We start from the raw sequence: 11,918 nt of genomic DNA on the forward strand, positions 1-11,918 counted from the left end.
TTGTTTAAAGCATCAGCAGATGCGGGTTCATGTAAATGATATAACATTAAATTATACGTAGTATCAGTCGCAGGTGTTAGTGTTCTGCGCTGCTGTTTTCAGCGTCCGTAATGCTGTTGAGCTGTGTGACCAGCTCTGCGAGGCTGCCCGCCGCCATTTTTTCCATCACTTTGGCGCGGTGTACTTCGACCGTTCTTACCGCGACATGGGCGATATCCGCGATTTCCCGGTTCATCAGTCCTTGTGCCACAAAACCGGCGATCTGGCGCTCTTTTGGTGTCAGGGTCTGAAAACGGTCACGAATTTGGGCACAGGCCACAGCTTTACCGGTCACAGCGGCGGCGCGGGTCAGTGCTGCCTGTAACGGTTGTGTGGCCACCGGTTTCTGCAGAAAATCCACCGCGCCGAGTTTCATTTGTTCAACCGCCATCGGCAGGTCGCCGTGGCCGGTCAGGAATATGACCGCCAGGGTACTGTGCTGCTCCAGAAGCCGCTGATGTACCCGGCAGCCGTCAGGGGGCGGCATGCGCATATCCAGTAATACAATACCGCAGGTATGCAGCGGTGCCTGTTCAATAAATGTCCGGCTGTCATTCCAGACACGCACTTCATAACCGAGGCTCTCCAGCAAAAACTGACACGCCTGTGTTACAGCAACATCATCATCAACCAGGTGGATCACGGGCATGGGGGTTCCTTTGTCGGTTCACTGAAGATAAGAGTAACACATAAGCCGGGCTGTTCGTCCGGACCGGTGCAATTTTCCATGTGAATATCACCGCCCTGGCTGCGCATCAGGCGCTGGCAAATCACCAGCCCGAGCCCGAGTCCTTCGGCCCGGGTGGAACGGAACGGGGCAAAAGGTTGCGCCAGCTGTGCTTCATCCATCCCGCCGCCGTTATCCTGCACCACCAGAATCTGCCCGCCCGGTGTATAATGGTGTGTCACCCGGATGCAATCCGCCCCGGCCTGCAAACTGTTACTGAACAGATTGGAAAGCACCTGATCCGCCAGTGCCGGGGGCAAGTGTAATACGGCATCATGAGCAACGGTGTTATATAAAACCGCAGAAGGATATCGTTCTGTAACCCGCAGCAGTTTCCAGACCAGATCCGGCACCGCCGCGATATTCTGCGGCACAGGTGCGCCTTCCGGGGAGGACGGGCTGTTCCCCGCCCACAGCCGCAGATTACGGATAATGCTGGCACCGCGTTCGGCCTGGCTGTCAATCTGTGTCATGACCGGCAGCAGCGGATGGGCGGGATCTTCCCGCTCCAGCCGGATTTGCGAGCCCTGAGCATAATGACGGATAGCAGACAGCGGCTGATTCAGCTCATGCGCAAAACCGGAGGCCATCTCCCCGAGTACACTGAGCTGCTGGGCTTTTTCCAGATCCTGCTGCTGGCGCTGTAACTGTGAATGGGCGGCTTCCAGCTGGCGGGTACGGCGGCGCACCCGGAAAGCAATCCACACATGGTTGATACCGAGTAGCAGAAAAACGATAACAACCGAGCCTAACAGCCAGCTGTTTTTCCGGCTCCAGCTGATAATCTCCTGCCAGAACTGGCGCTGCTGCGGGTGCTGATTAACCTCCCTCAGCAAATTTTCCACCTGGCGGGTGGATGACGGCGCACCCCAGCGCATGGTTTTTTCGCCGTGGCTGTTCAGCAGCACCCGGGTGACTTCATCCGCCAGTTCGTCCGGCACATCACTGCCCGCGGCAAATGACCAGTTCGGGTATAATTCGCTGCTGGTCCAGCAGGGAATGGTACTGTCGTGCCGGATCAGCGGTCGGAAATCATCCTGGTGAATGAGTCCTTCTTTATCCATGGATTCGATCAGACATGCCGGGACAATCGCACCGGAAATCGCCTTATCGCGCAGCAGATAAAGCAGGGCATCAGCCGGAAATCCCGAGAACTGAAGGTGGTAATCACGCGGCGGATCGATACCCGCATCACGCAATGCTTTATAGCCTAATAAATAGCCGCCGAAGGCATCCGGCGCGACAGCCCCGACTTTTTTACCGGTCAGATCCGCCGGCGTCTGATAAGCGCTCTCTTTACGTACCAGCAGCACACTGCCGATCACATTACGGGTGGCGTTATCCGGCTCATAAGCCGAACGCAGGGAGACCAGCCAGCGCAGGGGAAAGTTGCTGTCCAGCTGGATAAACTGTGCCGGATTAGTGAGGACAAACTGAATTTCGTTATTGTGCAGCGCTTCCCGCATCTGATCCAGCGTCAGCGGCAGCAGGGTGAACTGTTCGCCGGGCAGGGCGCGGTTGAGCTGCTCTGTCAGCGGCTCCCAGTAATGACGTGTCGGCGCATCCCCCCGCAGTGCCAGCACACCGATAGTCCACTGTGCGGCAAATGAAAAAGAGGTGAAAAATAACAGTGCGGTCAGCAAACCTGTGCGTGCGGCTATCTGCATGTGTCCCCGGGTCAGTGCGTCCTGTGTCCGTTTTCTGAGAAAAATCTGTTGTTTTAGATCAACGTATTCCCCGTTATGTGGTTAACCACAATAGGGGAAGTCTCCGGCAATTTTTACAATCCTCATAATGACATATCCCTTTACTCAACAACATGTTTATTCCTTTTGGTTGAGTTTGAATACAACGAGCAATGGCGTTCCAAATACACCGGAGAGCAGTATGGATCTTGGCAAACGAAAATTTCTGCAAAACCTGGGCGTCCTGACAGCAGGTACGGCCCTGGTTCCGATGGCGGAGGCAGGTCTGCATTTTTCGCCGACCCGCCGTGAAGGCGACCCGTCAAAGCGCTACGGCATGCTGATTGATTTACGCCGCTGTGTCGGCTGTCAGTCCTGTACCGTCAGCTGTTCTGTTGAAAACCAGAGCCCGCAGGGGCAGTTCCGCACCAGTGTCAGCCAGTATCAGATTCAGATCCGCAATGAAGAGGCGACCACCAACGTGCTGCTGCCGCGTCTGTGCAACCATTGTGATAACCCGCCGTGTGTGCCGGTATGTCCGGTGCAGGCCACTTTCCAGCGCGAAGACGGCATTGTGGTGGTGGATAACACCCGCTGTGTCGGCTGCGCCTATTGTGTGCAGGCCTGTCCGTACGATGCCCGCTTTATTAACCACAGCACACAAACCGCAGATAAATGCACCTTCTGCGCCCACCGCCTGGAAGCGGGGCTGTTACCGGCCTGTGTGGAATCCTGTGTCGGCGGCGCACGTATTATCGGTGACCTGAAAGATCCGTCCAGCACCATCAGCAAAATGCTCAGAGAGCATGAAGCCGCGATTAAAGTGCTGAAACCGGAAAACGGCACACTGCCGCAGGTGTTCTATCTGGGACTGGATGAGGCTTTTGTCCATCCGCTGGAAAACCGCGGACAACCCGCATTATGGCAGGAGATCCACTGATGACTGAACAAACGATGTTTATTCAGGAAGTGCTGGCCCGGCCGCAGGAAATCACCTGGCTGCCGTGGGCGGTGCAATACTTCTTTATGATCGGGATCGCCGCCTGTGCCGCCCTGTATGCCTGCTGGCAGCGCTGGCGCGGTGACAAACGGGATGCCCGCCTCGAGATGCTGGCGGTCTTTATCAGCATCACCCTCGGGATCGCCGCACCGATGGCGCTGACAGCGGATCTGCATCAGACCGCCCGTGTCTGGCATTTCTATGCTTATCCGACGCCGTGGTCGTGGATGCCGTGGGGCGCTCTGTTCCTGCCGGCATTTACCGGCTGTATCGGTCTCTATTTCCTGGCGCTGGTGGCGGATAAAATCTGGCATAAGCAGTTTAAACTGACCCGCTGGGTGGCACTCGGCAGTGCCGCATTTGCTATCGGCCTGCTGCTGTATACCGGCCGTGAGGTGTCTGTGGTGCGCGCGCATCCGATCTGGTTCAGTTACTGGATCCCGGTGCTGCTCTTTTTCAGTGCATTACAGGCACTGCCTGCGCTGATGATGCTGGGAGCCCGCCGGGAGCCGCAGTACCAGGCGCAATTGGCGCGTTTACAGGTGGTTTCATTACTGCTGCTGGCGGTATGTATGGGCTTCTGGATCGCCGGTGACACCATTTCCGGTGCCGCTATCCGCGCTCAGCTAAGTTTCGGCACAACCGGGTGGACACTGGCGATGGGGGAAATCGTTCTGTGGATTGTCCTGATGGTGCTGGCGGTTCGTCTGCTGACGCATCGTGGTTCAGTGGTGTATGTCACCGTTCATACCCTGCTGACGCTGTTCCTGACCTGGTCGCTGCGCTGGCTGTTGCTGATGCAGGTACAGACGCTGCCGAAATACAATGTTATGCACAATCCGTACAGCCTGCCGATGGGCACGGATGGTATTCAGGCCATTATCGGCACGATCGGTTTATGGATAGCTCTGGTGATTATATTCCGTGAAGGTATCCGCTGGGTTAATAACAAAGTACAGAATCAACAGAAAGTCGCGCAGGACGGGGGTGTACAACATGGCTAAGTCAACAAGACGTCAGTGGTTAAAAGCAGGTTTGGCGATCGGCGGACTGGCAGCGTTCGGTTACAGTTACCGCGATGTGGCGAAACGCGCCGTCGACGGACTGATGAACGGTACTTCCGGTAAAGTGACGCTGCACCGCATTAACGGCAACTCGCTGATCCCGGAAGGGAATGCCCTGAAAGGCTGGCAGGCGGAAAACGCACAGGCAGTCTCAATGACCCAGTGCTTCGGTTGCTGGACGCAGTGCGGGATCCGTGCCCGCGTTGACCGCGAAACCAATCAGGTGATCCGCATTGCCGGTAACCCGTATCATCCGCTTTCTCACGACCACCATATCGCCTATAACACGCCGCTGGCGGATGCCCTGAAAAATATGGGCGGCGAAAGCGGCCTGGAAGGGCGTTCCACCGCCTGTGCCCGTGGTGCAACTCTGATGGAAGGGCTGCACAGCCCGCTGCGTATCCTGGAGCCGATGAAGCGCGCCGGTAAACGCGGTGAAGGCAAATGGCAGCGTATCAGCTTTGAACAGCTGATTAAAGAAGTGACGGAAGGCGGTGATCTGTTCGGTGAAGGCCATGTTGACGGGCTGCGTGCCATCCGTGACCTCGATACGCTGATTGATCCGGCACAGCCTGCTCTCGGCCCGGTGGCAAACCAGTTACTGGTGACCAATGCCGGGGATGACGGGCGCGATACCTTTATCCGCCGTTTTGCCCAGAATGCCTTTGGCAGCAAAAACTTCGGTGCGCACGGCTCGTACTGCGGACTGGCTTACCGCGCCGGTTCCGGCGCACTGATGAACGACCTGGATAAAAACGCCCACGTCAAACCGGACTGGGATTATGTGAAATTTGCGCTGTTCCTCGGCACCTCTCCGGCACAGTCCGGTAACCCGTTCAAACGCCAGGGGCGTCAGCTGGCGAATGCGCGGATCCGCGACAGCTTTAACTATGCGGTGGTTTCACCGGCACTGCCGCTGACCACCACACTTGCCAATGATCACGGACACTGGATCCCAATCACACCGGGAACGGATTCCGCGCTGGTGATGGGTATGATCCGCTGGATGATTGAGAATAACCGCTATAACGCGGCGTATCTCGCCGTTCCGGGGGAAGCCTCCATGAAGCGTGTCGGTGAGAGCAGCTGGACAAACGCGACTCACCTTGTCATTACCGATGATGCGCATCCGCTGGCCGGTCAGCATCTGACAGCGGAAGCACTGAACGGACAGACATCTGAAGAACCGGTGTACATCGTGATGACAGAGCAGGGTGAGCTGGTGCCTGCGGACAACTGTGATCGCGCGGTACTGGAAGTCAGTCAGCCGGTCACGCTGGCAGACGGTACGACGGTGAATCTGAAGAGCAGCTTCCTGCTGCTGAAAGAGTCCGCGCAGCGCTTTACCCCGGCAGAATACAGCGCCCGATGTGGTGTGCCGGAAGAAACAATTGCCGCACTGGCGAAAACACTGACGTCGTACGGGCGCCAGGCAGCCGTGATTTCCCACGGCGGTATGATGTCCGGTAACGGTTTTTATAATGCCTGGGCGGTGATCATGCTTAACGCACTGATTGGCAACATGAACCTGAAAGGTGGTGTGTCTGTCGGCGGTGGTAAGTTCAACGGTGCCAATGACGGGCCGTGTTACAAAATGGACAGCTTCCCGGGCAAAGTCAAACCGAAAGGCATGAACCTGGCGCGCAGTAAGTCAGTTTATGAAAAGTCCGATGAGTACAAAAACAAAGTGTCTGCCGGTCAGAACCCGTATCCGGCCAAAGCACCGTGGTATCCGCTGGCAGCCGGTCAGTTGACAGAACAGCTCGGCTCCGCGCTTGAGGGGTATCCGCACAAGCTGAAAGCCTGGATCACCAATATGACCAACCCGCTGTACGGTATTGCGGGAATGCGTCAGGTGATGGAAGAGAAACTGAAAGATCCGGCACACCTGCCGCTGATTATCGGCATTGATGCCTTTATGAATGAGACTACCGCACTGGCGGACTACATCGTCCCGGATACCCATAACTTTGAAAGCTGGGGATTCAGTGCACCGTGGTCCGGTGTGCAGACCAAAGCCACCACCGCCCGCTGGCCGGTTGTTGCGCCGCGTGTGGCAAAAACAGCGGATGGTCAGCCGGTTGCCATGGAATCCTTCTGTATTGCGGTGGCAAAAGCCCTTGAACTGCCGGGATTTGGTGATAATGCTATCGCAGACAATGACGGCAACACGTATCCGCTGAACACGGCAGAAGACTATTATCTGCGTGTCGCTGCCAATACCGCCTTTATGGGCGAGAAACCGGGGCCGGAGGCTAAAGAGGCGGATATCCGTTTGTCCGGGGTGGATCGCATCATGCCTGCTATGCAGCAGGTACTGAAAGCGGATGAAATCAGCCGTGTGGCATATCTCTACAGCCGCGGTGGTCGTTTTGCACCGTATGAAAAGGGCTGGGACGGAGAGAAAACCGGGCCGCAATGGAAACAGCCGCTGCAGATCTGGAATGCGGATGTGGCGCAGAACCGCCATGCTATCACCGGTGAGCGTTTCAGCGGATGTCCGGCCTATTACCCGCCGCGCCTGTCTGACGGCAGCGATATTGACCGCGTTTATCCGGCGGAAAGCTGGCCGCTGAAACTGATGTCGTTTAAATCCCATGTGATGAGCAGTTCAACCACCATGATTGAGCGCCTGCACCATGTGAAACCGTCAAACCTGGTGGCGATCAACCCGGCGGACGGCGAAAAATTCGGCGTGCAGCACGGGGACCTTGTTCGCATCACCACGCCGGGGGGCAGTGTTGAAGCGCAAATCAGCCTGCTGACCGGGGTGATGCCGGGGGTGGTGGCGATTGAACACGGTTACGGACATCACGAAATGGGTGCGCGTCAGCACTATCTTGACGGCGAAGCGCTGGCGATGGATAAACGCATCGCGTCCGGCATTAATATCAACGACCTGGGTTTTGCTGACCCGACCCGTCAGGTCGCGAACACCTGGCTGGACTGGGTAACCGGCGCCTCTGTCCGGCAGGGACTGCCGGCGAAAGTGGAACGGATTTCCGCAGCCTGATAACACGGTCTGCCTCAATCCGTCATCACCTCTGACCACTCTGTAAAGTAAACCCCGAAAGTCGGATATCCAACGATTAGGGGTTTTTCTTTTCAGTGGGCAGAAAAAAGGGCTTGCGGCAAAAATTGAATTGATGCTGAACACGGAAGCCTGAGTCTTTTTCAGCGGGAAGTTCAATGATATCTGCCTATTTTCGTTCACCGCTATTCATCGGTAATAAAAGTTCGCACAGCCAACAATAAGAAAACAGGTAATTATTAATAAAAAAAACCTAATACTCATATTCAGATTTCCATTCTTATAAAATAAGGCGTTTAAATTAAAATAAGGGTACGATAATTTAAAACAATGTCAATGCTGCCAGTTTGTTTTTTATTTATATTCAGATGTCGATTTTCAATATGTTTTTTTTACGCTTGAAATAAGTCAATTTACACTATGGAAATGAAACCCATAAATTGTATTCAGACCATAAATGGACTTTGTTTTAGATCGCATGCTGGTTACTTGTGGGATGTTCATTTGTTATTTTATATTGACATTATTTTATCTTGGCATTATTTTAAATTTTCGTCGCCTTTAGTTTAATCACCCTATTTTATAAGAATGGAAATCTGAATATGAGTATTAGATTTTTTTTGTTGATAGTTACCTGTGTTTTTATTGCCAGCTGTAATAATCTTTATTACCGATAAGCATATGAACAAATTCATAGCGAAAACGTTAGTTGCGATCAGTATCTTTTCTTCTTTAACTGGCTGTGTAACAGGTGGTATTTCAGTTTATGGTCCGGTTAAAACAGGAAATCAGGACACAATGAGTGGAGGAGGAATATCGGGTCAGAGTGATGCACAAGATGCACAAGGAACGATATTAACAACATTGATAGGAAACCGTAAGCCTGATGAGATTATCGCTATGGTTAAATCTTATTACCAAAAAAAAGGGTTAATACCATCTGTTCAAAATCAGCAAGTTGGTATTGTGGCTGCAATTGGTAGTAATTTAGATATAGCAGGCATTTATTTAGAATGTTCTGACCTGACCCAGACACAGAATATTCAAGAGCATTACCGAATTGTAACTCAAGTATGGAGTTCTGAAGAAGGAAGTAATATTTCAGTTCAGGTTAATGGATATGCTGATTTAGTTGCTTCTGATGGTAACGAAAAAATAAAGCCAACTGACTGTACATCTACAAATGAATTCGAAAATGGCTTATTGGAAAGCTTAAAAAAATAATCCTTCCCGGAGGGACCGGCTTTGAAAACAGGAGTGACCATAGATTCCGTTTTTCATGGGTACTATTTTTGTGTTTTCTGAATACGCTGGTTTTTATTCAGGGAGGGAGGTACATAAAAAGCCTCGTTATAATGAGGCTTTTTTACAAAAAATATTAAAATAACTTAGTCATCATTGATTTGGACAAAAAATTGTCCTTTTTTATTTTCGTCAAGAAATACGGAGTAGTTAACTATCTCGGAGTTCATTCTGCCATTTGCCTGAGTGACTACAACTCTGGCCTCACACGTATATTCTTTAGCTTTTTCATGTTTTTCTAACATCTCATGACCGGTGATGGATGGGGTTACATTTCTGATACCCATCTGATTGAAGTAATTAACAACAACCTGATTTAATAAATTTTTCGTTTCCTTACTATCGCATTTTGGGGGCATATCTTCGCTGCATCCGGAGAGTAACAATGAAATACCAAAAAGAGGGAGCATCAATAATTTTTTGTACATTATATATACCATTCTGATTAATCGTACGTATTGAATAATTATATTATAGTAAATGTACTTAATATAAAGAAAAAATCAGAAGGATATTGTGACAAAATATTTTTACAGGAAATGATTTTCATTTATAAACGTGTTACAAATAATAAATGAGCGCGTTTTTTGCTCAACGCTTAACCATTGAACTTCCCTGGTGTTCATCATCAACTCAATCTGAAAAAGACTCAGGCTTCTTTTGCAACAAGCCCTCCCTGTCAATCATACAGAGTCGATACAACAAACCCTTTTTGTAATGCAATTATTTTTCCTCCGACTGAAATACTGTTAGGTATTGATGCATATGTAAAACCTTTTCCGGCCGGCAGCCTGAGTTTGTTACCTTTTTGCAGAATAATGGCCTCACCATTGGTACTTACCGGATTCCGCAGAATGATATGTCCTCCCCCAGAGCAAATAAATACCGGAATAGTATCAGACAAGCCATTAGGGTTAACAATAATCTCATGACCACGTCCTGTTAATAGGTAACTTCCGAAGTTTTTTAACACGGTATTACCGACTGACGCATGACCATCACCAAAAACATTAAGAACTATTTTCCTCTTTAATCCATCTATAATTGCCGTATTACTACCATAGCCACCATCAACGATGTCTTCCGAACCTGATACGAATACAATATCATGTCCATCACCAGCATTAATCCTTGCTCCGGTACTTCTGGAATAAATAGTATCATCGCCATTCAGAAAATCATCATATCCCTGAATGCTGTCCTTACCCTGATTATTATGAGCGATATAAGATGTGTCTTTTATAGCGGCATCTGATGTGTAAATAATATGAGATATCCGTTTACCCTTAATTTCTTCATGTGTTTTAAAACCGATAAAACCCATATTTTCACTTTCCGGAGATGTGTTATAGGTAACATTATCAAAACTACCGGTTTTCTCCGGTGTTATATACTGATGTCCGCTCAGTGATTCATAAAATAAATATTCATCAGCCGGATTCTTTTGCTTTTCACCTGGAGCATTATTATCGGTTAGTATAAATTCATTATAACTGCCTTCATGTTCACCTTTCTGATTCGTTTTTGATATCCATGCATAATTATACAGTTGATTTCTGGTCACATTGAGTATGGTATCTTTAAAAAATGCTTCTCTTTGTCTGCCTCTTTTTTTTGTATCTGATATAGCATCCAGAATTAATACGCCTCCCATTAAAAACAAGGCAAACCCAAACCCGGTAAACCCTGACAGAACAACACCAGAGATAGCACCTAATATACCCAGTGAGGCTGACGCAATTTTTGCCAGATCGGTCTCCTCCACACCTTCGATGAAGTTCAATGCACTGAATATCACTCCAACGGAGGCCCCTGCTGTTTTCAGTATCCCTTTTACTCCGGCGGCATAAGGCCCGGAAACAAGTTTAAAAGGATCCATATGTTCAATCAGTCCGGTACTGAAAGAAAAAACATCAGCTGATGTAATTTTCACATAATCAAGGATAGTATTTTCTTTTGTTTCTCTGTCTACCTTCGGATCAGATAAGACTCTGGTTAAATGGATAAAGCTTACAGCATTAAGGGCCGTTGTCAGCGAGACATCAGTACTTACTGACCGTTTAACCCTGCCTTTGTATATTGATTCAAATAATATTTCACGTTCAGATATTATTTTTAAGTGCTCTTTACTGCCATAAAATGTCATACATTCTTCAGTAAATGGATTTATACGCCGGTCTATTTCTATCCCGTTTTTTTCCGCAACGGATATGAAACCTGACCAGTCAGTTAATAAAATATGAGGTTTAACGTGTTCTGTTGTCAGATCTTTAATATGGACTTCTCTGTAAAACTTACTTGTTTTTTCGCAGTTAATACCCGCAAAAAACGCACTTAACGTATTGTCAGTCATATCCTTATAAATGTTTTCATTGTTAATGTTTACATCAACAAAAGACATCAGTCCCTGATTAACGGTTATATCAAATTTACTGATTTGAGTAAGGTCCATAAAGAAATTCTTTCTTATCGATTCGCTACCATTGTCCCATACAATGAGATCCTTTCCGTGCTTTAATAATTTAAAAACCTCTTCGATGTTATATTTTCTTAAGCTAAAGATAATACATTTCGAGTGTCCGGTATCCGATCTAAAATCAAAGGTAATATGATTTATGCCTTTTTTTATTTTTTTAACAACGCCAATCTGATGAACATCCGGAATCGTGTGTTGTGAGGGAAGAGAGAATGTCAGATAGTCTTTTGTTTTATACATCTCTGAACCCAGCCTGATCAGATCTAAATTCATTGCTTTTCGGGGTTGTATTCTTTTTGATTGACCGGACTCATCACTAATGAGTCTGTATGTTCTGAATACTTTTTTAGGTGTTCCGGACAGACTCAGTTTTTGGGTATCCATGTCAGTTGCTTTCAGTAAATCTGATTTTATGTCGTCGTTTCTTATCGATTCCGGTGAACTGAAACGGTCCCGCAGTGCTTTTGCTCCTGCGGTTAACCCTAATACCCCCATGGCTGTGCTGGCTGCAATGACTGTTTTACTCTTCAGAGCCTGCACATAAGACGTTGCCACGGGAGTCACAGCTGCTCCTGCCACCACCAGAGGCAGTAA

The 11,918-nt window shown here is 49.3% G+C and carries 8 protein-coding genes; 4 read left to right on the forward strand and 4 right to left on the reverse strand.

All coding sequences use genetic code 11. From position 1 onward, the window contains the following. Window positions 1-76 precede the first annotated feature (76 nt). Together ttrR and ttrS are read right to left on the reverse strand one after the other, a co-directional pair. Window positions 77-688, reverse strand: coding sequence for a tetrathionate respiration response regulator TtrR (ttrR, locus tag ACF8OF_RS08115; RefSeq protein WP_279796148.1), 612 nt, complete (start codon window positions 686-688; stop codon window positions 77-79). Continuing rightward, window positions 679-2,433: a tetrathionate respiration histidine kinase TtrS gene (gene ttrS, locus ACF8OF_RS08120; RefSeq protein ID WP_392496266.1), complete on the reverse strand. Its 1,755-nt coding sequence runs from the start codon at window positions 2,431-2,433 to the stop codon at window positions 679-681. The genes ttrR and ttrS overlap by 10 nt, the downstream gene beginning before the upstream one ends. 220 nt (window positions 2,434-2,653) lie before the next feature. Here ttrS and ttrB point away from each other — a divergent pair, with 220 nt between their 5' ends. The 4 genes from ttrB to ACF8OF_RS08140 all read left to right on the forward strand — a co-directional run bounded on the left by ttrB (window position 2,654) and on the right by ACF8OF_RS08140 (window position 8,770). Further along, window positions 2,654-3,391 (forward strand): tetrathionate reductase subunit TtrB, encoded by a 738-nt coding sequence (gene ttrB / locus ACF8OF_RS08125; protein WP_046892453.1) that lies wholly within the window; start codon window positions 2,654-2,656, stop codon window positions 3,389-3,391. Further along, complete coding sequence (gene ttrC, locus ACF8OF_RS08130; protein WP_392496267.1) at window positions 3,391-4,455, forward strand: tetrathionate reductase subunit TtrC; 1,065 nt, start codon at window positions 3,391-3,393, stop codon at window positions 4,453-4,455. The genes ttrB and ttrC overlap by 1 nt, the downstream gene beginning before the upstream one ends. Continuing rightward, a complete protein-coding gene (ttrA, locus tag ACF8OF_RS08135; protein ID WP_392496268.1) occupies window positions 4,448-7,528 on the forward strand; it encodes a tetrathionate reductase subunit TtrA in 3,081 nt (1,026 codons plus the stop codon). Before ttrC ends, ttrA begins: the two co-directional genes overlap by 8 nt. 699 nt (window positions 7,529-8,227) lie before the next feature. Continuing rightward, the gene (locus tag ACF8OF_RS08140; RefSeq protein WP_392496269.1) at window positions 8,228-8,770 is read left to right on the forward strand and encodes a hypothetical protein; all 543 of its coding nucleotides are present in this window, start codon (window positions 8,228-8,230) and stop codon (window positions 8,768-8,770) included. Between the two features lie 164 nt (window positions 8,771-8,934). Here the strand turns inward: ACF8OF_RS08140 and ACF8OF_RS08145 are convergent, their stop codons facing one another. Both ACF8OF_RS08145 and ACF8OF_RS08150 read right to left on the reverse strand, forming a co-directional pair. Next, window positions 8,935-9,276, reverse strand: a complete 342-nt coding sequence (locus ACF8OF_RS08145; protein WP_392496270.1) for a hypothetical protein — start codon at window positions 9,274-9,276, stop codon at window positions 8,935-8,937. Window positions 9,277-9,527: 251 nt separating this feature from the next. After that, window positions 9,528-11,918 (reverse strand): hypothetical protein (locus ACF8OF_RS08150; protein WP_392496272.1); only part of this gene is annotated, 2,391 nt, incomplete at its 5' end.

This window comes from Morganella sp. TYF_1 (assembly GCF_043105645.1).
Lineage (GTDB): Bacteria > Pseudomonadota > Gammaproteobacteria > Enterobacterales > Enterobacteriaceae > Morganella > Morganella morganii_B.